This is a genomic window from Xanthomonas sp. NCPPB 1132 (genome assembly GCF_056629235.1).
On record NZ_CM152819.1, the window covers coordinates 374,469 to 394,586 of the forward strand.

Sequence of the window (20,118 nt, forward strand, 5' to 3'; positions counted from 1 at the left end):
GCATCGACGATCATTCCCGCTCTCCAGTCACTGCACGGGGGCATTTCCGATGAAGCAGGGAATGGGGCCGGGAATAGGGAAGGGGACCATCAGCAGCCGCAGCGCGGCGTTTGCTCTGCCGATTCCCCATTCCCGATTCCCCATTCCCAGCCCTCAACGCGCCGCGTTGGCGTTCATCGTCGCGTTGCGGCTGGCGTTCAGGTACTGCGCCGGGTCGCGCATGCCGGTGGTGTGGCATTCGCCGGTGGTGTGGCCGCGATTGACGCCGCCAGGCAGTTGGCCGTTGACTTGCTCCACCGTGCCGTCCTCCGGGTCGCTCAGCACCAGGTCCGAGGCCGCATTGCAGTAGTCGTTGGTGTACCAGTTGGTCTTGGCGAAGGAGGTGGTGTAGTAGTTCACCAGCGCCCGCGCCGAGTTGGGGATGCCGGCCAGCCAGGCCTTGGCGCCGTCGTAGGTCAGGTCGTTGTTGGTACCGCAGCCCACGCCGAACCACGAACCCACCGTGGCCAGGATGCCGGCCAGGTTGGTGCCCTGGTAGGGCGTGCCCACCGACTGCATCACCCGCCCGCCGCTGGCGTTGTCCAGGCCGCTCCAGTAGTAGACGTACAGGTGCAGCGCGGCCATGCCGCCCTGGCTGTGCGCCACCGTGCCGAACGAGTTCCACTGGCTGCCGAATTGCGCCAGGCGCTGCGCGAACTGGTCGTTGCTGCGGTTCTGGTTGACGTCCAGGAACGCGGAGGCATTGGTGAACTGCGCCACCGGCCACACCCCGCCCGAGCAATAGCCGTGCACCAGCACCAGGCGCTTGCCGGTGGCCTGCGCCTGCATGTCGGTGGCGGCGGTGCTCAGCTGCGCCGGGCGCTCGCCCATGCGCATGCTCTCGTCGATCGCGCCGGTGCTGCGCGCCACGCTGCTGCGACGCAGTGCCGGCAGGGTCAGCGGCAGCGTCGTGCGCGTGGCCAGCGGCACGAAGTTGTCCGGATCCTCCACGCGCAGGTTGCGCAGGGTGAACGGCGCACGCGCGCCGGCGCGGACGATCCAGCGTTCGTCGACGCTCAGCGGCAGGCGTCCGTCCTGCGGCGCCAGCATGCCGCCGAGCCAGGCCACCGGCACCGCGCTGCCATCGCGGCCGGTCCCCCACAGTTCGCCGAGCACGCGGTAATGCGCCGGCGCCTGGCCGCCGCCGATGCGCACCGGGATCGGCAGGGTCAGCCGGGTGCCGGGCTGTGCGCTGGCGGCGACCGCGTCGGTGGTGATGCGCAAGGTGGTGTCCAGCACCGGCAGCACGTGCTCGCTGGTGCGCACGAACGCCTGGCCGGCGGCGTCGTGGCCGTGCACCACCACCTGCGCGATGTAGGTGCCGGTGGCCGTCGCCGGGAAGTCGCCGGCATACACGCCATCGCCCGCGGCGCCGTCGCCGTGGCGGCCGTCGTCGGCCATCGGCCACTGGCTGACGGAGCCGTCCGGCGCGATCACGCGCAGCTGCGCGGTGTCGATGCGGCCGCTGCCGGCGCTGCGCGCCAGCGACACGCTGCCCTGCGCATCGATGCCGCCGAGCAGGGCGGTCAGGCCGATACGCTGGCCGCGCTGCAGTTGCGCGCGGTCGCTGGGATAGGACGCCAGTTGCGTGCGCGGGTCGCCTTCCATCAGCACATAGCCGCGCTGCGCCGTGTTGCTGCCATCGGCCTGAAGGGTCAGGGTCCAGTCGCCGTTGGCGGCGCTGTCCACGTGGTACTCGCGAGCCGGCAGCGCGGCGCCGCCGGCGCCCAGTTGGGTGGCCTTGGCGCTGGGCGCGAGCATCGGCATGGCGGCAGCGGTGCCCATGCGTGCGCTGGCCGTGGCCGGTGCGCTCAGGCGCGGCTGCCAATCGTGTTCGCCGGACAACACCACGAAGCGCAGCTTGCCGTTCTCCACTGGCAGGGTGGTCTGCCATTGCGCCGGGCCATTGCTGCGCGCGGCGGAGAATTCCACCGGCAGCAACGCGCTCTTGGACAGGATCGCCGCTTCCGCCGGGGCGGGTGCGCGCATCTGCGCGAACTCCTCGGGCGGTCCGGCCAATTGTTTGGGAATCAGTTCGGCCGCGTGCAGTGCGGCGGCGGGGACGACGAGACACAGGACGCAGACGGCGGACAGGTTCGACAGCTTCGGCATGACGCGCTCTCCCTGGCGGTGCTGAGAAGCAGACGTACATGCCGGAGCCGCGACGCAGTGCGCCGCCGGCAGCACGTCGGCGAGGACGCAGCGCCCCCTCGCCACGCGTTCGCCTCCGGTTATAGCCAGCGCACATTGCCGGACAAAGACGCAATGCAGCAATGCGCGCCGAACTGGGATGCCGGACATGCTGCAACCATCGCGATGCCCGGCGCACGTGGCGCCGGGCATCGCCAGGTCACGCCGCCTGCGCGTGCTGGCTGCGCAACTGCTGCGCCGCCGCCACCATCGCCTGCAGCGCGTTGCGGGTTTCCGCCCAGCCGCGGGTCTTCAGCCCGCAATCCGGATTGACCCACAGTTGCTGCGGATCCAGCACAGCACGCGCCTTCTCCAGCAACTCCACCATCTCCTGCGTGCTCGGCACGCGCGGCGAGTGGATGTCGTACACGCCCGGCCCGATCGCGTTCGGGTAGCGGAAGCGCACGAAGGCATCCAGCAGTTCCATGCGCGAGCGTGAGGTCTCGATCGAGATCACGTCCGCGTCCATCGCCGCCACCGCCTCGATGATGTCGTTGAACTCCGAGTAGCACATGTGGGTGTGGATCTGCGTGGCATCGCGCACGCCGGCCGCGGCGATGCGGAAGCACTGCACCGCCCAGTCCAGGTACGCCTGCCAGTCGGCGCGACGCAGTGGCAGGCCTTCGCGGATCGCCGGCTCGTCGATCTGGATCACGCCGATGCCGGCCGCCTCCAGGTCGCGCACCTCGTCGCGCAGCGCCAGCGCGATCTGCCGGCAGGTCTGCGCCCGTTCCTGGTCGTCGCGCACGAACGACCACTGCAGCACCGTCACCGGCCCGGTCAGCATGCCCTTCATCGGCCGCTCGGTCAGCGACTGCGCGTAGGTGGTCCAGCGCAGCGTCATCGGTGCCGGGCGCTGCACGTCGCCGTAGATGATCGGCGGCTTCACGCAGCGCGAGCCGTAGCTCTGCACCCAGCCGTGGCGGGTGAAGGCGAAGCCGTCCAACTGCTCGCCGAAGTATTCGACCATGTCGTTGCGCTCGAACTCGCCGTGCACCAGCACGTCCAGCCCCAGGTGCTCCTGCGCACGCACGCAGCGTTCGGTCTCGGCGGCCAGGAACGCGTCGTACGCGGCATCGTCGAGCTTGCCGGCCTTGTGCTGCGCACGCACCTGCCGCACCTGCTCGGTCTGCGGGAACGAGCCGATGGTGGTGGTCGGATACAGCGGCAGCCGCAGCGCCGCCTGCTGCGCCTGCCGGCGCTGCGCGTACGGCGACTGCCGGCGGCCGGCGTCGTCGGTCAGCGCGTCCACCCGCCGCGCCACCTCGGCGCGGTGCACGCGGGTCGAAGCGCGACGGCTGGCCAGCGCTTCGCGCGCCGCATCCAGCGCGGCCTGCGCCTGCGGCTGGTCGTCCAGCGCATCGGCCAGGGTGCGCAGTTCCTGCAGCTTCTGCCTGGCGAAGGCCAGCCAGCCGACCAGTTCGCGGTCCAGCCTGGTCTCCTGCTGCAGATCCACCGGCACGTGCAGCAGCGAGCACGAGGGCGCCAGCCACAGCCGCTCGCGGCCGACATGGCCGGCGGCGTAGCGGGCCAGGGTCAGCGCGTTGTCCAGCGGCGTACGCCACACGTTGCGGCCGTTGACCAGGCCAGCGGAGAGCACGCGCCCGGCCGGCAGCGCCTGCAGCACCGCGTCCAGCTGCGCCACGCCACGCACCAGGTCCACGTGCACGCCGTCCACCGGCAACGCCATCGCCAGGTCGAGGTTGTCGCCCAGCTCGCCGAAGTAGCTGGTCAGCAGCAGTTTCGGCCGCACCGCCTGTGCCAGGACGTCATACGCGCGGCGATAGGCGGCGCGTGCGGCCTCGTCCAGGTCCAGCACCAGCGCCGGTTCGTCGAGCTGCACCCAGCCGGCGCCGGCCGCATGCAGGCGCTGCAGCAGTTCGGCGTACACAGGCAGCAGGCTGTCCAGCAGCGCCCAGCGGTCGCTGCCGTCCACGGTCTTGGACAGCGCCAGGAAGGTCACCGGCCCGATCAGCACCGGCCGGGTCTGGATGCCCTGCGCCTTGGCTTCCAGGAATTCCACCACCGGCTTGTCGCCGCGCAGGCGGAAGTGCTGGCGCCGTGCCAGCTCCGGCACCAGGTAGTGGTAGTTGGTGTCGAACCACTTGGTCATTTCCAGCGCATGCAGGTCCAGGCCGTGTTCCTGCGTGCCGCGCGCCATCGCGAAGTAGCCGGCCAGCGGATCGGCATCGGCCAGCGCGCGGTAGCGTTGCGGGATCGCATCGAACAGGAAGGCGGTGTCGAGCATCGCGTCGTACAGGCTGAAGTCGTTGCTGGGCGGCACGTCCACCCCGGCGTCGCGTTGCAGTTGCCAGTGGCGCAGGCGCAGCTCGCGTGCGGTGTCCTGCAGTTGCGCGCCGTCGATGTCGCGGCGCCAGTAGCGTTCCAGCGCCTGCTTGAGCTCGCGCCGCGCACCGATGCGCGGGAAGCCCAGGTTTGTCACGATCGTCATGTTGCGTTTCCTCATTGCGTTCAAGGGCATTGAGGAACGAAGGAACCGCGCGCCGCGCGCCCCGTTCGCACGGACCGCCCGCCACGCCAGCGACCTTCGCCCCCGCGGGCGAACCGGTACCGCGCGGGCAGGCGGACGGCGCGGCGCGGCGCAAGGCCGGGTCGCGGTCCGGCCGCCTCCCCGCGGAGGCGCCAGGTCGAATCGGAGGACGCACGGTCCTCCGGCCGGGGCCGGTATTCGGGCTGATGGACACGCGCACCACGTTGGCTGCGCACCTACTGTCCGTCGCTTCCCAGGCCGGCATGCGCCGGCCCAGTGCCATTGACGGAGGTCGTTTCCATTCACCGCTGCGGGGCAGCTCCGGAATGGGCAGGCGCTTGCGGCGCCAGCCGTCACCGGATTCCCGTTTAAATTCATCCCTTCATCCGAATGAAGCGATGAATACCTTCGGCGAGCGCACGATAGGCCGGATGCGGCGGGCGGTCAAGGGCCAGGTGTGTTTTGCGGGCTCGGCCCGGCAGCGTTTGTCGCGAACGTGTAAGCTATTGATCCCTAAGCCAATGACCTGGCGCTGCGGCTTGTGCCGACGGCGCCCGTCCGCCGTGCCGATGATGCTTCCGCTCCCCGCCGCCGATCTCCCCGCGCGCTACGCCGCCTCGCTGCGGCTGTCCGTGGCGCCGATGATGGACTGGACCGACCGCCATTGCCGGGTGTTCCATCGGCTGCTGGCGCCGTCGGCGCGGCTGTACACTGAGATGGTGCACGCCAATGCGGTGGTGCTGGGCGATCGCGCGCGGCTGCTGGATTTCGATGCGTCCGAGCATCCGCTGGCCCTGCAGCTCGGCGGCAGCGAGCCGGCGCTGTTGGCGCAGGCGGCGCGGATCGGCCAGGACTGGGGCTACGACGAGATCAACCTCAATTGCGGCTGCCCGTCCGACCGGGTGCAGGCCGGGCGCTTTGGGGCCTGCCTGATGCGCGAGCCGGCGCTGGTCGCCGAGTGCGTGGCGGCGATGGTCGCGGCGGTGGACATCCCGGTGACGGTGAAATGCCGGCTGGGCGTGGATCAGGACGACGACTACGCGGTGTTCCTGGCCTTTGTCGACCAGGTCGCCGCGGCCGGCTGCGGGCTGTTCGTGGTGCACGCGCGCAACGCCTGGCTGCAGGGCCTGTCGCCGAAGGAGAACCGCGAAGTGCCGCCGCTGCGCTACGACTGGGCGCACCGGCTCAAGCGCGAGCGGCCGCAACTGCAGGTGGTGCTCAACGGTGGCCTGGCTGCGGTGGAGACGGCGCAGGCGCAGTTGCAGGCGGTGGACGGGGTGATGCTGGGCCGCGCCGCCTACCACGACCCCTACGTCCTGCACCGGCTGGACGCGGCCCTGACCGGCGCCGCTCTGCGCCCGCGCGCGGAACTGCTGCGCGCGCTGCGTCCCTACGTCGAGGCACGCCTGGCCGAAGGCCTGGCGCTCAAGCACATCACCCGGCACCTGCTCGGGCTGTTCCACGGCCAGCCCGGCGGGCGTACCTTCCGCCAAGTGCTCAGCGAAGGGGCGCACCGCCCCGGGGCCGATTGGGCGCTGCTGGAGCAGGCGCTGGCGGTCACCGACGGGGCGGCGCGCGCCGCGGCCTGACCCGATCCAGGGAGCGTCTTCGGACCGCAGCTGCTGCGTGGTGGCGGGCCGTCATCACCTTCGCGCAGAGGCGTCCGACGACATCGTGGCCTGCTCGGTGGTGGACCCGGATCCCACTTTCCCCCTGCTCGTTCAGGGAGTCCGTTCAGGGTCTGGCGACTAGTCTCTGCCTGCTGGGAGACGCTCTGAAGCACCTGCCGAGGGCCTCTCCAGATCGCTGGCGCGGCCCTTGCATCGGCCTTCCACAGGTTCATTTGACTGAATGTCGCCGGTGGCGCCCGGAAAAGTTCAGACCGGATTCACCCCGAAAAATCAAGAATTTGCCTCGATTTCTCGAGGTCGCCGTCGTCCCCGCGAGGTGTCGCGCTTCACAAGTTTTGAACGTTTCCGATCAGTCCGTTAGGATGCCCGTCGTGACTTCTTCCGCTTCCCGCCACTACCGCTTCGCCGCTGTGTTCGCGCTCGCGCTGGCGTCGGTCGCGGCTGGTCATGGCCGTGCGCAGCAGCCGCCCATGCCGGGGGTGATGGCGCCGCCGGAGCGCGATGCGGGGCGCAATCGGGACTATGGCGGCAGTTCGCTGTCCGACGCGGTGCGTCGGGTGCAGCGCTCCACCGGCGGGCAGATCCTCGGCGCCGAGCGCGTGCCGTTCGATGGCCGCGACATCAACCGCGTCAAGTACATGGACGGCCGTGGGCGGGTACGCTACATGGACGATCCGCAACCTGGCCGTGCGGTACCGCCGCGGGCGCCGCGGTCGGGCGAGCCTCCCGAGCCACCACGCGACGATCACCCGTGAGTCCGGATAGTTCGGTTCAGGTTCCACACACCGCCCCGGCCACCGGCCACCTGTAAGTTACTAGGGAGAGTTATGCGTATCCTTCTGGTCGAAGACGAAGCCCCGCTGCGAGAGACCCTGGCCGCTCGCCTGAAGCGCGAAGGCTTTGCGGTGGATGCGGCGCAGGACGGCGAGGAAGGCCTGTACATGGGCCGCGAAGTGCCCTTCGACGTGGGCATCATCGATCTCGGCCTGCCGAAGATGTCGGGCATGGAGCTGATCAAGGCGCTGCGCGACGAAGGCAAGAAGTTCCCGGTGCTGATCCTCACCGCACGTTCCAGCTGGCAGGACAAGGTCGAAGGCCTCAAGCAGGGCGCCGACGACTACCTGGTCAAGCCGTTCCACGTCGAAGAGTTGCTGGCGCGCGTCAATGCGCTGCTGCGCCGCGCCGCCGGCTGGAGCAAGCCCACGCTGGAATGCGGTCCGGTCGCGCTGGACCTGGCGGCGCAGACCGTCAGCGTCAGCGGCAGCAACGTCGACCTGACCAGCTACGAGTACAAGGTGCTCGAGTACCTGATGATGCATGCCGGCGAACTGGTCTCCAAGGCCGATCTGACCGAGCACATCTACCAGCAGGATTTCGACCGCGACTCCAACGTGCTGGAAGTCTTCATCGGCCGCCTGCGCAAGAAGCTGGACCCGGACGGCGAGTTGAAGCCGATCGAGACCGTGCGCGGTCGCGGCTACCGGTTCGCGATTCCGCGTACCGAAGGCTGATCGCAGGCGCCGGCGAGCACACCGAGGAAGCGACCGCGTGGCGGCACGACCCAGGTGGTACAAGCGCTGGCGCCCGCGTTCGCTGCAGGCGCGCCAGCTGCTCGCCGCCAGCCTCAGCCTGCTGGCGTTCCTGGCCGCGGCAGGTTATGCGCTGGACCAGGCGTTCGCCGACACCGCGCTGAGCAACCTGCGCGAGCGCCTGAAGAGCTACGCCACCGCCTACGCCAACAACATCGACGTAGCCCGCGACGGCTCGCTGTACATCAACAACGACAAGCCGCCGCCGGACCCGCATTTCGACCGGCCCGGCAGCGGCCTTTACGCGCAAATCGTGATGCCCAACGAGCGCTGGATCTCGATGTCCAGCGAGGGCCCGCTGCCGCCGCGCGGCGGCATGCTCGAACCGCGCCAGGAAACTTTCGACGGCCCCTGGCCGATGACCCAGATCGACGGCAGCGAGGGCGAGGTCTACCGCTACGGCATCGGCCTGGCCTACGTGCGCCGCGACAAGGAAACCCCGGTCACCATCTACATCATGGAGGACACCCGCGCGCTGGGTGCGCAGCTGCGCGTGTTCCGCGGCCGGGTGTGGTTCAACCTCGGCGGCGCCGGCCTGATCTTGCTGGTACTGCAGGCCTTCATCCTGCAATGGAGCCTGCGCCCGCTGCGCCGGGTGATCAACGAACTGACCAAGGTGCAGCGCGGCGAAGCGATGCGCATGGGCGATCGCCACCCGCGCGAGCTTGAGCCTCTGACCGACAGCATCAACGCTTTCATCGAGAGCGAGCGCGAGAACCTGGACCGCCAGCGCAACACCCTGGCCGACCTGGCGCACAGCCTGAAGACGCCGCTGGCGGTGCTGCGCACCCAGCTCGACAGCGGCGCGCAGGGGGCGGAGCTGCGCGAAGAACTGGACGTGCAGTTGCGGCGCATGAACAACCTGGTGTCCTACCAACTCGCGCGCGCCGCCTCCAGCGGCCACAAGCTGTTCGCCGCACCGTTGCCGATCGAGCCCAACGCCGAGGAGATCGTGCGCGGCCTGGAGAAGGTGTACGCGGCCAAGGGCGTGCTGTGCGAGTTCGACATCGAGCCGAGCGCGCGCTTCCATGGCGAGCCCGGCGACCTGCAGGAACTGCTCGGCAATCTGCTGGAGAACGCGTTCAAGTGGGCGCGCCGGCGGGTGCTGCTGAGCGTGCGCCCGGAGCCGGCCGCGGGCAGCCGCCGCGCCGGCCTGATCATCGCCGTGGAGGACGACGGCCCCGGCATCGCGCCGGAGGAAGTGGCGCACATCCTGCAGCGCGGCGTGCGCGGCGACGAGCGCGTGCATGGCCACGGCATCGGCCTGGCGATCGTGCAGGACCTGGTCAAGGGCTACCGCGGCGAGCTGCAGGTGAGCCGCTCCGAGGAACTGGGCGGGGCGCGCTTCCTCGTCACCCTGCCGCCGGGGCTGTAGGCGCAGGACCAGTTCCGGCCGGTTGAGACCGGTATCCCACGGTTCGACAGGGCCGACACAGCGGTCGACGCAGGCGGCAGCGCTGCACCGCAGCAGCAGGTGAATCCCGTGCAAATGACCGGGAGGTTTCCGACAGTGGCTTAACGCGACCGACGCCCAGCTGGCGATACTGCGCCGGTCTTCACGCCGCTTTTCGTCCAGGAGCCCCGCATGTCCGAACCCCGGCATCGTCCTGCAGCAACGCGTCTGCGCGTGCGCGGCCGGCGTGTGTTGCGCCACACCCAGCGCCTGCTGTTGTCCGCGCTGCTGGTGCTGTTCACCGTCGGTGCCATCGCCGCTACCGACAAGGTGATCAAGCGCGACGATGCGCGCTGGTTGCAGTCGATGACCATCGGCCTGGACAGCGCCAGCGTGGCGCAGTTCGAGCGCGATGGCCGCAAGCGCTTCCTGCGCGAACAACTGCAGGCCGACGCCGGTGATGCCGCGTTGCCGGCACCGGTGCGCGCGCAACTGGACGGCTACGCCGCATTGCACACGCCGGTGCAGGAACTGCTCAAGCAGCAGGCCGCCGCGCAGCAGGCGATCAAGGCGATGCCCGACGGGGATGCCAAGGTCGCGGCGAAGAAGGCCGCGCAGCAGCGCGGCGATCTGCTGTTGAACCAGGCTCGGCAGGCGCAGCTGTTGCGTGCGATCTACGCGCCGGACCAACTGCGCGAGCAGATGGTGTGGTTCTGGCTCAATCATTTCAGCGTGTTCGCCGACAAGGGCCGCCTGCACTGGACCGTGGCCGACTACGCCGACAACGCGATCCGTCCGCATGCCCTGGGCAAGTTCTCCGACCTGGTGATGGCGACGCTGGAGAGTCCGGCGATGCTGGAGTACCTGGACAACGCGCAGAACGCCAAGGGCAAGGTCAACGAGAACTACGCGCGCGAGTTGATGGAGTTGCATACCCTCGGCGTGGATGCCGGCTACACGCAGAAGGATGTGCAGCAACTGGCGTTGATCCTGACCGGCGTCGGCATCGCGCCGGTCGACCGCGACGGTCCGCCGAAGCTGCCGCCGGCGCTGCAGGCGCAGTATGTGCGCCGCGGCGCGTTCGAGTTCAATCCGGCGCGGCACGAACCAGGCGACAAGACCTTGCTCGGCCAGCGCATCGCCGGCGGCGGCTTCGACGAGGTCGAGCGTGCGGTGCAACTGATCGTGCGCCAGCCGGCATGCGCGCACTTCATCTCGCGGCAGTTGGCCGAGTACTTCGTCGCCGACGACCCGCCGCCGGCGCTGGTGGAGAAGATGGCGCGCACCTTCCAGCGCAGCGATGGCGACATCGCCGCGGTGCTGCAGGTGATGTTCACCGCGCCGGAGATGGCGGCCGGCGCGCCGCACAAGTTCAAGGACCCCTATCGGTTCCTGGTCTCGGCGCTGCGGCTGGCCTACGACGGCCAGACCATCGTCAATCCGCAGCCGCTGCTGGGCTGGTTGAACCAGATGGGCGAGCCGAGTTTCGGACGCATCACGCCCGATGGCTGGTCGCTGCAGTCCAGTGCCTGGAACAGCTCCGGGCAGATGGCGCAGCGCTTCGAGATCGCGCGCGCGATCGGCAACGGCAACACCCAGCTGTTCACCGTCGACGGCCAGCAGCGCGGCGGCTTCCCGCAACTGAGCACGCCGCTGTACTACCACGCGATCGAGCCGCAATTGAGCGATGCCACGCGCCAAGCGTTGGCGCAGGCACGTTCGCAGCAGGAGTGGAACGGCTACCTGCTGGCGTCCCCCGACTTCAATTACCGCTGACTGCGGCCTTCGCCGCCCGGAGTTCCGTCATGCATCGTCGCCGCTTCCTGCTCGCGTCCGCCGCCGCTGCGGCCAGCCTGCCGTTCGCCGGGCGCCTGTTCGCCGCACCGGCGCCGTCGCCGCGCCTGTTGGTGGTGTTCCTGCGCGGCGGCTACGACTGCAACAACCTGCTGGTGCCGTACGCCAGCGACTTCTACTACGCCTCGCGTCCAAGCCTGGCGATCGCCAGGCCGGATCCGGCCAATTCCAACAGCACCATTGCGCTGGACAGCCAGTGGGGCCTGAACCCGCGGCTGCGCGACACCCTGATGCCGCTGTGGACCGACAAGCAGTTGGCGTTCGTGCCCTTTGCCGGCACCGACGACCTGTCGCGCAGCCACTTCGAGACCCAGGACAGCATCGAGGCCGGGCAGCCGGCCGGTCAGCGCAGCGACTATCGCACCGGCTTCCTGGCGCGGCTGTCGCAGGTGGCTACCGGCACGCCGTCGATCGCCTTCACCGATTCGCTGCCGCTGAGCTTCCAGGGCGGCGGCGACATTCCCAATCTCTCGCTCAAGCGCAATCCGACCCCGGCCTTCGACCAGCGCCAGGCCGACATCCTCGCCGGCATGTACCACGGCACGCAGTTGGCCAGCGCCGCGCACGACGGCCTGGCGCTGCGCCAGCAGGTCTCGCAGGCCCTGCGCGACGAGATGCAGCAGGCCAACCGCGGCGCCGCCAGCGCGCGGACCTTCGCCGACGAAACCCGCCGCATCGCCACGCTGATGCGCGAGCGCTACCGGCTCGGCTTCGTCGATGTCGGCGGCTGGGACACGCACGTCAACCAGGGCAGCACCGACGGCGCGCTGGCCAACAACCTGGCCAACCTGTCCGAGGGGCTGTCGGCCTATGCCGAGGCGCTGGGGCCGGAGTGGCGCAATACCGTGGTGGTGGTGCTGTCCGAGTTCGGCCGCACCTTCCGCGAGAATGGCGACAAGGGCACCGACCACGGCCACGGCACCACGTACTGGGTGCTGGGCGGCGGAGTCAATGGCGGCCGCATCGCCGGCGAGCAGGTGGCGGTGAGCAAGGACAAGCTGTTCCAGGACCGCGACTACCCGGTACTGACCAACTACCGCGACATGTTCGCCGGCCTGCTCGGCAGCATGTGGGGCCTGTCGCCGACGCAGCTGCAGAAAGTGTTCCCACAGGCGCATGCGCGGGATCTGAAGTTGGTGTGATGCGTTCTTCGCGACGAAGGGATTCGAAAATGTCCTGTAGGAGCGGCTTCAGCCGCGACGGGTGCACTGTGGGAGGGACTTCGGTCCCGACGCGTTATGCGCTCGACTCCCCGTAACGCATGCTTTGTCACGTTCAGCACCGCGACGTCTTGACGCGATGCCTCAAGACACGATGGCCGCTCAGTCCACAGCGAACGGCGACGGCCCATAGAACCGCGCCAGATGCGCGGCCACTTCCGGCATCTCGCGTTGCAGCCGCTCTGGCGCGGAAAAGTGATATTCGCTGACCACCGCGAAGAATTCTTCCGGCGCTTCGGCGGCGTAGGCGTCGATCTCGCTGGCGCGGCCGCGGTCCACGCGCGCGCAGAAGGCGTCGTAGCTGCGCTGGAAATCGGCGGCCCATTGCCGCTGCCAGTCGCGCGGCAGCAGCGGCGTGCCGTCCAGGGCACCGTCGAGCACGTCGAGCTTGTGCGCCATCTCGTGCACCGCCACGCAGTAGCCGGCACGCGGATCGTCCAGGTCGGCCTGCACATCGGCCCAGGACAGGATCAGCGGGCCGCTGTCCCAGGACTCGCCGATCAGTTCGTCTTCCCACTCGTGCAGCACGCCCGCCGCATCGACATGGCTGCGCTGCACGCGGAACGCGTCCGGGTAGACCAGCAGCTGCGACCAGCCGCGCATGCCGCCGACGCCGTATTCCAGCAGCGGCAGGCAGCACAGCGCGGCAAGCAGGCCGCATTGCCGGGCGTCCAATTGCAGGTCGCCCAGCGGCGAGATGGTCTTGCGGTGCAGGAACTCACTGGCCAGCGCACGCAGGCGCTGTTCGCGCGGCGCATCCAGGGCGGCGACCCAGGCGCAGTCGCGGCGCACGGCCTGCCAGATGGCGTCATCGATGGCAGCAGGCTTGGACCACAACCCGCGCAACCAGCGTGGGATCAGCGGAACATCCCCGGCAGGAAGCTGTGCCACTTCGGCATGCGCATGCGCGGCACCAGGTCGCTGTCGCTGCCGCCGCCCGTGGTGGTCGAGGCCGGCTTGGTGGAGGAGGGCGCGTGCAGCGTCGCGGGTGGGCGCGTCGGGGTGTTGTCGGCATCGGCCGCGTCGCCGTAGGTGCAGTCGGTGTGCGGCTTCTCCGCCAGCACATTCGACGCGTGGGCGGCAGCGAGGGGCAGCAGCAACAGGAGCAGGCAGGGCAGGGAACGGCGCATCGTCGGCATCCAGGGCGAGCGGCGGTGAACCCCGATTCTAACGCGGTTTTCACCCGCTGCAGGGCGCCGGCCCTGGGCGCCCGGGGGGCGTTGCCGCATACTTTTCGGTTTACGAGGTCGCGCAACGGCGCGCCCGGGGGCGAAACGAGGCGATGGAACCGGCGTTGGACGAGCGCGAACTGTTGGCCAGGCTCAGCAAGGGCCCCCTGTCCGGCGATGCCCTGGCGCGCGCCTGTGGGCTGACCCGGGCGGCGGTGTGGAAGCGCATTCAGGCGCTGCGCGCGGCCGGGGTGGAGATCGAGGGCCGGGCCGGCGAGGGCTATGGGCTGACGCGGCCGCTGGAACTGCTCGACGCCGCAGCGATCCGGGCCGGGCTGACTGCGCCGGCGCGCACCGAACTGGCCGGCCTGGAGATCGCCTGGAGCCTGGTCTCCAGCAACACGACGCTGCTACAGCGGCCGGCGCCGGCGCAGGGCAGCGCGGTGCTGCTGGCCGAGCGCCAGACCGGCGGGCGCGGCCGCCGTGGCCGGGTCTGGGCCTCGCCGCTGGCTGCGCATCTGTACCTGTCGGTGGCACGCAGCTTCCAGGGCGGGCTGGGCCGGCTGGGCGGCCTGAGCCTGGCGGCCGGCGTGGCCGTGGCCGAAGCCCTGCGTTCGGCCGGCTTCGCCACGGTCGGCCTGAAGTGGCCGAACGACCTGCTGGCCGACGGGCGCAAGCTGGGCGGCCTGCTGGTGGAAGGCGGCGGCGAGTTCGCCGGGCCGGCGCGGGCGGTGATCGGCCTGGGCTTGAACGTGGCGATGCCGGCGGCCACTGCCGCGGACATCGACCAGCCCTGGACCGACCTGACCCGGCTCGCCGATGGCGCCGTGTCGCGCAATGCGATCGCCGCGACGGTGCTGGCGCAGTTGCTGCCGGCGCTGGCGTTGTTCGACGCCGAAGGCCTGGCGCCGTTCCTGCCGCGCTACGCCGCGCTGGATCTGCTGGCCGGACGCGCCGTGCGCATCGACGATGGCGGCCAGGTGCGCGAAGGCATGGCGCTGGGGCTGGCCGAGGATGGCGCGCTGCGCGTGGCCTTCGCCGACGGCGAGCAGCCGGTGCATGCAGGCGATGTCAGCGTGAGGGCGGCATGAGCGACTGGCTGTTCGACCTGGGCAACTCGCGCTTCAAGTTCGCCGCGCTGCAGAACGGCCAGGCGGGCACGGTGCAGGCCTGGCCGCATGGGGCCGAAGCCATGGATGCGGCGGCGGTGGCGGCGCTGCCGCAGGGCGACATCGCCTATGTCGCCAGCGTCGCCGCGCCGGCCCTGACCGCCACCGTGCTGGAGACGCTGCGCAGCCGCTTCGCGCAGGTGCAGGTGGCGCGGACCGAGGCCGTCTGCGCCGGGGTCCGCATCGCCTATGCGCGGCCGCAGGCGTTCGGGGTGGACCGGTTCCTGGCCCTGCTCGCCGCGCATGGCGGCGGCGACGTGCTGGTGGTGGGGGTGGGAACGGCGCTGACCGTGGACCTGCTCGATCGCGACGGTCTGCATCACGGTGGCCGCATCGCGCCGTCGCCCACGGTGATGCGCCAGGCCCTGCAGCAGAAGGCGGCGCAGTTGCCGGCCGAGGGCGGCGATTATCACGAGTTCGCCGCCGCTACCGCCGATGCGTTGGCCTCCGGCTGCGACGGCGCCGCGGTGGCGCTGATCGAACGCAGCCTGCAGCAGGGCGAGGCCGTGCTGGGGCGACGGCCGCGGTTGTTGCTGCATGGCGGCGGCGTGCCACCGCTGTTGCATGCGTTGCCGCCAGCCGAGCAGCGCCCGGCGCTGGTCCTGGACGGGCTGGCGCTGTGGGCGCAGGCGCATGCAGCGGCCGGTGCCGCCTGAGCAGGCCAGCGCTGGTGGCCGCCGCACTGCGGTGCGGCGTGGCGGAGGCGGAGGCGGAGGTTGCGCCGAGGCAGCCATCTGCCACCCGGACCTCACTGTCTCTCCCAAGCTGCATCGCACGCTCTAGAATCCGGCCATGCTCGTTCGCGCCCTGCTCGTCGTCCTGACCATCCTCAACCTCGGCGTCGCAGTGTGGTGGGCGATGCAGCCGCCGACCCCGCCGTCGGTGCCGATGCCGGCCGTGCCGGCCGGTGTGGCGACGCTGCAACTGGTCAACGAGGCGCCGGCACCTGCCGCTGCGCCCACTCCGCCGGCCGTCGCGCCTGTCGCTGCGCCAGCCGATGCGCAGGCCGACAGCGCCGTCACCGCCGATGCGGTCGGAGCGGTGCCGGCGCAGGCTGACGCACCGGCGGCTCCCACGACCGCGGCACAGGCCACCGCGCCCTCGCCGCCCGCTGCCGTGCCTGCGCCCGCTCCAACCCAGGCCCAGACCCAGGTCGAGCCTGCAGCGAAGCCCGCCGCCGACGCGGCGGTGTGTCTGAGCGTGGGGCCGTACCCGGATCGCGATGCCGCCCAGGCGGCCGTCGCCGCGCTGGCCCCGGACGCGCCGCGTCCGCGCCTGCGCGAGGCGGCCGACAGCGATGCCACCAGCTTCCGCGTGATCCTGCCGACCATCGGTGGCGAGGATGGCCTCAGGCAGGCCACCGAGCGCATCGTCGCTGCCGGCATCCGCGACTATTACCCCTTGCGCCAGGGCGAAACCGGCAATGCCATCGCCCTGGGCCAGTACCGCAGCCGCGAAGGCGCCGAGCGCCGCCGCGCGGAACTGGCCCGTGCCGGCTTCAACGCCGATCTGATCCCCAGCGGCGGCAGCGGCCAGTCGCGCTGGTGGCTGGACCTGCGCGCCGACTCCGCGGCGCAGGCGGCGACCCTGCGCCGCCAGCTCGGCGCCGCGCGCCAGCGCAGCGTGGACTGCGCCACGCTGCGCTAGAATGCCGCGCCTGCCGGTGTTCGGCGCCGCGCCGTCGGGCGTGCCGCGGCCCGCGCCAGCAGGTAGACTGCCCCGGCCCCGCTCATGGGCGTCTTTCGTCTTGCCGCTTTAGCTCAGTCGGTAGAGCAACTGTCTTGTAAACAGTAGGTCATCCGTTCGATTCGGATAAGCGGCACCATCCCTCTTCTCTTCTGCATCGCGCAGATCCGCGGCGCATCGTCGATCCGCTGGAGCAGCGGCTTTTTGCTCTCCGTCGCGTGTCCTCCAGAACATTCCTCCGAGCAGCGCGCGACCCCGCGCTGCGTGGACGCTGTGGTGGATGGCACGGACGCGGGGTGCGAGCACGACGCAACAGCCCGCCAGCAAATCCCGTCTGCAGCGCTGCGCAGTCGCGGTGCGCGCTACTGCCGCACCGCTACGCTTTGCGACATCAGCATGGTCTGCGCGCGCATGGAAAGCGGACAACCCTGTTGCTTCAACATCGCGATGGCCTCCCTTGTCCGCCGCAGCAGGCCGGTATTGGCGATGAACGACGTCGTCGCGCCTTGGAATTCCAGCACGATGTTCTCGGTTCCCCACGCTGTTCGATAGTCCACGTTGGCGATCCCGCGGTACGGGCAGGTGCGCGTGCGCAGAACTTGATATTCCACGCGGTCCGCATGCAGGATCAGCCTGGGGTTGAGGCTGTTGTGCGCCCACGCGAACCAGGGAAGGAACGTCAACCCGGCGAATGCGGCTTCCAGGGTCACGATCAAGGGCTTTTCCAAGGCGATCTCCAGAAACGGCGGAGCAGCTTAGTCAGGCACTGCCATCGACGTCCAACCGCACGCCTCCGCCTGCTGCGCCGCGGCGGGTCGTGCCATGCCGGTCCCGCTAGACTGGGCCACTTTTTTGGCTGGAGCGTATGCGCATGAAGTCGTCTTTTCTGCCGGTGTCCCTGATCGGCGTTCCCACCGACATCGGGGCCGGCCATCGCGGTGCGCGGATGGGGCCGGAGGCGCTGCGCATCGCCGGCCTGCACGAGGCGCTGGCCAATCGCGGCGTGGAGGTGCGCGACGTCGGCAACATCGACGGCCCGCGCAATCCCTGGCAGGCGCCGGTCGACGGTTACCGCCATCTGGATGAGGTGGTGGCCTGGAACCGCGCGCTGATGGAGGCCAGCTATGCGGAACTGCGCGATGGCCGCATGCCGATCATGCTTGGTGGCGACCATTGCCTGGGCATCGGCTCGATCACCGCGGTGGCGCGGCATTGCCGCGAGCAGGGCCGCAAGCTGCGCGTGCTGTGGCTGGACGCGCACTCGGACTTCAACACCAGCGAGGTCACCCCGTCGGGCAATGTGCACGGCATGCCGGTGGCCTGCCTGTGCGGGCTTGGCCCGCAGGCGCTGACCGAACTCGGCGGCAGTGCGCCGGCGTTGCGCCCGGAGCAGGTGCGGCAGATCGGCATCCGCTCGGTCGATCCCGAGGAGAAGCGGTTGATCAAGCAGCACCGCGTCGACGTGTACGACATGCGCTACATCGACGAGATGGGCATGAAGCGGACCATGGAGGCGGCGCTGGACGGGCTCGATGCCGACACCCACCTGCATGTCAGTTTCGACGTGGATTTCCTCGACCCCAGCATCGCCCCGGGCGTCGGCACCACCGTGCCGGGCGGCCCCAACTATCGCGAGGCGCAGCTGGTGATGGAGATGATCGCCGACAGCGGGCGCATGGCCTCGCTGGACATCGTGGAGCTGAATCCGGTGCTGGACCACCGCAACCTGACCGCAGAACTGGCGGTGGACCTGGTGGAGAGCCTGTTCGGCAAATCGACACTGATGCGCGACTGATCGGTGCGGACTCAGCCTGAATGGGTCGCCGGTTCATTCACGTGAAATCCACAGTCGTGACGGCAGATTCACCGCCAGACGGTAGCGCGGCGACGCCTATCGCCGCCCACCCCGACCACCTGCGATTGCCGAGGACGACACGATGAAGCGACTGACCACCCTGTTGATGCTGACCCTGTTCTGCGCTGGCGTGCTGACCGGCTGCAACACCGTCGCCGGCGCCGGCAAGGACATGCAGAAGGCGGGCGAGAAGGTGGAAGACAAGGCGCAGGATTGCAGCGCTGGCAAGTGCTGAGTTTCGCGCGGCCTGCGTGCCGCGTCCCATGACCAAGTAAAGGAGTGAAACCTATGAAGCGTACGTTTGCGTGGATGCTGCTGGCGATGTTCTCGGTGGGCCTGCTGTCCGGCTGCAACACCGTTGCCGGTGCCGGCAAGGACGTGCAGAAGGCGGGCGAGAAGGTCGAAGACGCCGCCAAGAACTGAGCCTCGTCTCAGCTGCGAAAACGGGTCGGCTTGCCGGCCCGTTTTTTTTTGCGCGGCTGCCGGCCACGCGTAACGGTTCACGATGCTCATGCCGCGCTGACGCTGCATTGATCGGCCCGCGACGCAGGCGGCGCGATGCTGTGCCGGCGGCATGCAGCGCCGCCTACACATCACGAGAGATGCCATGAACAAAGACATCATTGCCGGCAAGTGGACCCAGCTCAAGGGCAAGATCAAGGCGCAGTGGGGCGACTTGACCGACGACGATTTCGACGTCGCCGAAGGCAATACCCAGTACCTGGCCGGCAAGCTGCAGGAGCGCTATGGCTGGGCGCGCGATCGCGCCGAAAAGGAAGTGCATGCCTTCCGCGACAGCCTGGGCAAGGAATACCACGACTGAGGCGTGCGCCGCCCCAGCGTCGTCGACACGGGCCGCATCGCGGCCCGTGTCTTTTTGTGTCCCTGCCGATCAGCGCGTCGGCGGATCCGGCACGTAGTCGCCGGGAAACGCATTCGGCGCGATCGCCACGCGCGGCGGTGGCAGGGCGCGCGGCAGCACGCCGCGTGCGATCAGCCGCGCGCGGCTGTCGTAGCGCAACGCGGTCCGTTGCATCGGCACGTCGCTGGCGCGCTGGAAGTCGGTGACGTGCGAGGGCGACCATTCGCGAGCGCCGTGGCCGGTGCCCAGGCGTTGTTGCACGCGTTCGGCGGCGTTGCCCTCGTGTGCATATGCCCGTGCATCGGCCGACGGCGCCGCCGCGAGCGGTGAGGCGGCACTGCGTTGCGGGATGTCCGCAGCGGCTGCCGGCGCAGGCGTTGCGCTTGCGCGCGCCGGTGTCTCGGCTGCCCGCTTTGCGTCGATGTCCGCGTCGCGCACGACACCGTCGGGCCATGCGCGCGCTTCGTCGAACACCGCCATGCCGATCACGCCGACGTTGCGGGGGCGTCCGGTGCGCGCCGCATAGCTGTCCTCCAGGTCGGTGAACACGAACTGCGCCACGTCCTCGGACGATTTGCGCCAACCGGCGATCTCGGTCTGTTGCCACGGCGCCAGCACATAGCCGCGCTGGTCGCTGGCCGCGGTCTGGCCACTGACCGCGTTGACCCCGTCCACCGACAGCACCACCAGCACCCGTGCGCCGGTCAGGTTGGTCAGGCGCAGCGCGTAGCGGTGGCCGGGCGTGGCGGCGATCCAGCGCTCGCCACGCCAGGCATGCGCGGGCAGCGGAGCGTCGCCGGCATCGCGATCGATCACCTGCAACTGCACGGCCGATGCCGAGGCCGGCGGCGAAGGCCATGGACGGAAGCCGCACAGCCCGCCGATGCACAGCACGGCGAAGGCGAGCACGGCGAGGGAACGGCGGGGCAGGGACGGAGCAAGAGCATGCATCGCGGCGACTCCAGGACGG

The 20,118-nt window shown here is 69.9% G+C and carries 19 protein-coding genes, 1 tRNA gene and 1 riboswitch; of the genes, 14 read left to right on the forward strand and 6 right to left on the reverse strand.

What is annotated here, in order from left to right:
* Positions 1–153 precede the first annotated feature (153 nt).
* The gene (locus tag AC1G9L_RS01600) at positions 154–2,151 is read right to left on the reverse strand and encodes a choice-of-anchor X domain-containing protein (RefSeq protein ID WP_481070114.1); all 1,998 of its coding nucleotides are present in this window, start codon (positions 2,149–2,151) and stop codon (positions 154–156) included.
* Between the two features lie 238 nt (positions 2,152–2,389).
* A complete protein-coding gene (gene metE, locus AC1G9L_RS01605; protein WP_481070116.1) occupies positions 2,390–4,681 on the reverse strand; it encodes a 5-methyltetrahydropteroyltriglutamate--homocysteine S-methyltransferase in 2,292 nt (763 codons plus the stop codon).
* 211 nt (positions 4,682–4,892) lie between these two features.
* Positions 4,893–5,146: riboswitch (cobalamin riboswitch) on the reverse strand.
* Positions 5,147–5,289: 143 nt separating this feature from the next.
* Between metE and dusA the strand changes: the two genes are divergently transcribed.
* From dusA to AC1G9L_RS01635, 6 genes are all read left to right on the forward strand, one after another.
* Positions 5,290–6,309, forward strand: coding sequence for a tRNA dihydrouridine(20/20a) synthase DusA (gene dusA / locus AC1G9L_RS01610; RefSeq protein ID WP_481070118.1), 1,020 nt, complete (start codon positions 5,290–5,292; stop codon positions 6,307–6,309).
* A gap of 404 nt (positions 6,310–6,713) precedes the next feature.
* Positions 6,714–7,106, forward strand: a complete 393-nt coding sequence (locus AC1G9L_RS01615; RefSeq protein WP_481070120.1) for a PepSY domain-containing protein — start codon at positions 6,714–6,716, stop codon at positions 7,104–7,106.
* Positions 7,107–7,178: 72 nt separating this feature from the next.
* Positions 7,179–7,862, forward strand: a complete 684-nt coding sequence (locus AC1G9L_RS01620) for a response regulator transcription factor (protein WP_003469280.1) — start codon at positions 7,179–7,181, stop codon at positions 7,860–7,862.
* A gap of 82 nt (positions 7,863–7,944) precedes the next feature.
* Positions 7,945–9,315, forward strand: a complete 1,371-nt coding sequence (locus tag AC1G9L_RS01625) for an ATP-binding protein (protein ID WP_481070977.1) — start codon at positions 7,945–7,947, stop codon at positions 9,313–9,315.
* A 210-nt stretch (positions 9,316–9,525) separates the two neighbouring features.
* Complete coding sequence (locus AC1G9L_RS01630) at positions 9,526–11,109, forward strand: DUF1800 domain-containing protein (protein ID WP_481070121.1); 1,584 nt, start codon at positions 9,526–9,528, stop codon at positions 11,107–11,109.
* A gap of 29 nt (positions 11,110–11,138) precedes the next feature.
* Positions 11,139–12,329: a DUF1501 domain-containing protein gene (locus AC1G9L_RS01635; RefSeq protein ID WP_019801662.1), complete on the forward strand. Its 1,191-nt coding sequence runs from the start codon at positions 11,139–11,141 to the stop codon at positions 12,327–12,329.
* A 180-nt stretch (positions 12,330–12,509) separates the two neighbouring features.
* Here AC1G9L_RS01635 and AC1G9L_RS01640 read toward each other — a convergent pair whose 3' ends face one another.
* On the reverse strand, positions 12,510–13,298 hold the full coding sequence (locus tag AC1G9L_RS01640; protein ID WP_481070123.1) for a M90 family metallopeptidase: 789 nt from the start codon (positions 13,296–13,298) through the stop codon (positions 12,510–12,512).
* Positions 13,265–13,546, reverse strand: a complete 282-nt coding sequence (locus AC1G9L_RS01645; protein WP_029561834.1) for a hypothetical protein — start codon at positions 13,544–13,546, stop codon at positions 13,265–13,267. The genes AC1G9L_RS01640 and AC1G9L_RS01645 overlap by 34 nt, the downstream gene beginning before the upstream one ends.
* A gap of 155 nt (positions 13,547–13,701) precedes the next feature.
* Here AC1G9L_RS01645 and birA point away from each other — a divergent pair, with 155 nt between their 5' ends.
* From birA to AC1G9L_RS01665, 4 genes are all read left to right on the forward strand, one after another.
* Positions 13,702–14,667 (forward strand): bifunctional biotin--[acetyl-CoA-carboxylase] ligase/biotin operon repressor BirA, encoded by a 966-nt coding sequence (birA, locus tag AC1G9L_RS01650; protein ID WP_481070979.1) that lies wholly within the window; start codon positions 13,702–13,704, stop codon positions 14,665–14,667.
* Entirely contained in the window at positions 14,664–15,401 is a 738-nt protein-coding gene (locus tag AC1G9L_RS01655) for a type III pantothenate kinase (RefSeq protein WP_481070125.1), read from the forward strand. Before birA ends, AC1G9L_RS01655 begins: the two co-directional genes overlap by 4 nt.
* 136 nt (positions 15,402–15,537) lie before the next feature.
* Positions 15,538–16,392 carry an SPOR domain-containing protein gene (locus AC1G9L_RS01660; protein WP_481070127.1) on the forward strand — a complete coding sequence of 285 codons (855 nt, stop codon included), beginning with the start codon at positions 15,538–15,540 and terminating at the stop codon, positions 16,390–16,392.
* Positions 16,393–16,494: 102 nt separating this feature from the next.
* Positions 16,495–16,570: transfer RNA gene (locus AC1G9L_RS01665), tRNA-Thr, on the forward strand.
* Positions 16,571–16,793: 223 nt separating this feature from the next.
* Here AC1G9L_RS01665 and AC1G9L_RS01670 read toward each other — a convergent pair.
* Positions 16,794–17,141 (reverse strand): hypothetical protein, encoded by a 348-nt coding sequence (locus AC1G9L_RS01670; protein WP_481070981.1) that lies wholly within the window; start codon positions 17,139–17,141, stop codon positions 16,794–16,796.
* Positions 17,142–17,302: 161 nt separating this feature from the next.
* Between AC1G9L_RS01670 and rocF the strand changes: the two genes are divergently transcribed.
* The 4 genes from rocF (at position 17,303) to AC1G9L_RS01690 (ending at position 19,109) form a co-directional block, all read left to right on the forward strand.
* A complete protein-coding gene (gene rocF, locus AC1G9L_RS01675) occupies positions 17,303–18,226 on the forward strand; it encodes an arginase (protein WP_371180573.1) in 924 nt (307 codons plus the stop codon).
* Positions 18,227–18,368: 142 nt separating this feature from the next.
* Positions 18,369–18,521 carry an entericidin A/B family lipoprotein gene (locus AC1G9L_RS01680; protein ID WP_010341023.1) on the forward strand — a complete coding sequence of 51 codons (153 nt, stop codon included), beginning with the start codon at positions 18,369–18,371 and terminating at the stop codon, positions 18,519–18,521.
* 53 nt (positions 18,522–18,574) lie between these two features.
* Complete coding sequence (locus AC1G9L_RS01685) at positions 18,575–18,709, forward strand: entericidin A/B family lipoprotein (RefSeq protein WP_010341024.1); 135 nt, start codon at positions 18,575–18,577, stop codon at positions 18,707–18,709.
* Positions 18,710–18,893: 184 nt separating this feature from the next.
* On the forward strand, positions 18,894–19,109 hold the full coding sequence (locus AC1G9L_RS01690; RefSeq protein ID WP_010341025.1) for a CsbD family protein: 216 nt from the start codon (positions 18,894–18,896) through the stop codon (positions 19,107–19,109).
* 69 nt (positions 19,110–19,178) lie between these two features.
* Here the strand turns inward: AC1G9L_RS01690 and AC1G9L_RS01695 are convergent, their stop codons facing one another.
* On the reverse strand, positions 19,179–20,099 hold the full coding sequence (locus tag AC1G9L_RS01695; protein ID WP_481070128.1) for a hypothetical protein: 921 nt from the start codon (positions 20,097–20,099) through the stop codon (positions 19,179–19,181).
* Positions 20,100–20,118 lie beyond the last annotated feature (19 nt).

Coding starts and splice junctions, on each gene's coding strand:
- AC1G9L_RS01680 (WP_010341023.1), top strand. CDS start 18,369: ATGAAGCGACTGACCACCCTGTTGATGCTGACCCTGTTCTGCGCTGGC.
- AC1G9L_RS01695 (WP_481070128.1), bottom strand. CDS start 20,099: ATGCATGCTCTTGCTCCGTCCCTGCCCCGCCGTTCCCTCGCCGTGCTC.
- AC1G9L_RS01600 (WP_481070114.1), bottom strand. CDS start 2,151: ATGCCGAAGCTGTCGAACCTGTCCGCCGTCTGCGTCCTGTGTCTCGTC.
- AC1G9L_RS01690 (WP_010341025.1), top strand. CDS start 18,894: ATGAACAAAGACATCATTGCCGGCAAGTGGACCCAGCTCAAGGGCAAG.
- AC1G9L_RS01645 (WP_029561834.1), bottom strand. CDS start 13,546: ATGCCGACGATGCGCCGTTCCCTGCCCTGCCTGCTCCTGTTGCTGCTG.
- dusA (WP_481070118.1), top strand. CDS start 5,290: ATGATGCTTCCGCTCCCCGCCGCCGATCTCCCCGCGCGCTACGCCGCC.
- AC1G9L_RS01620 (WP_003469280.1), top strand. CDS start 7,179: ATGCGTATCCTTCTGGTCGAAGACGAAGCCCCGCTGCGAGAGACCCTG.
- AC1G9L_RS01635 (WP_019801662.1), top strand. CDS start 11,139: ATGCATCGTCGCCGCTTCCTGCTCGCGTCCGCCGCCGCTGCGGCCAGC.
- AC1G9L_RS01615 (WP_481070120.1), top strand. CDS start 6,714: ATGCCCGTCGTGACTTCTTCCGCTTCCCGCCACTACCGCTTCGCCGCT.
- rocF (WP_371180573.1), top strand. CDS start 17,303: ATGAAGTCGTCTTTTCTGCCGGTGTCCCTGATCGGCGTTCCCACCGAC.
- AC1G9L_RS01630 (WP_481070121.1), top strand. CDS start 9,526: ATGTCCGAACCCCGGCATCGTCCTGCAGCAACGCGTCTGCGCGTGCGC.
- AC1G9L_RS01660 (WP_481070127.1), top strand. CDS start 15,538: ATGCTCGTTCGCGCCCTGCTCGTCGTCCTGACCATCCTCAACCTCGGC.
- AC1G9L_RS01685 (WP_010341024.1), top strand. CDS start 18,575: ATGAAGCGTACGTTTGCGTGGATGCTGCTGGCGATGTTCTCGGTGGGC.
- AC1G9L_RS01655 (WP_481070125.1), top strand. CDS start 14,664: ATGAGCGACTGGCTGTTCGACCTGGGCAACTCGCGCTTCAAGTTCGCC.
- metE (WP_481070116.1), bottom strand. CDS start 4,681: ATGACGATCGTGACAAACCTGGGCTTCCCGCGCATCGGTGCGCGGCGC.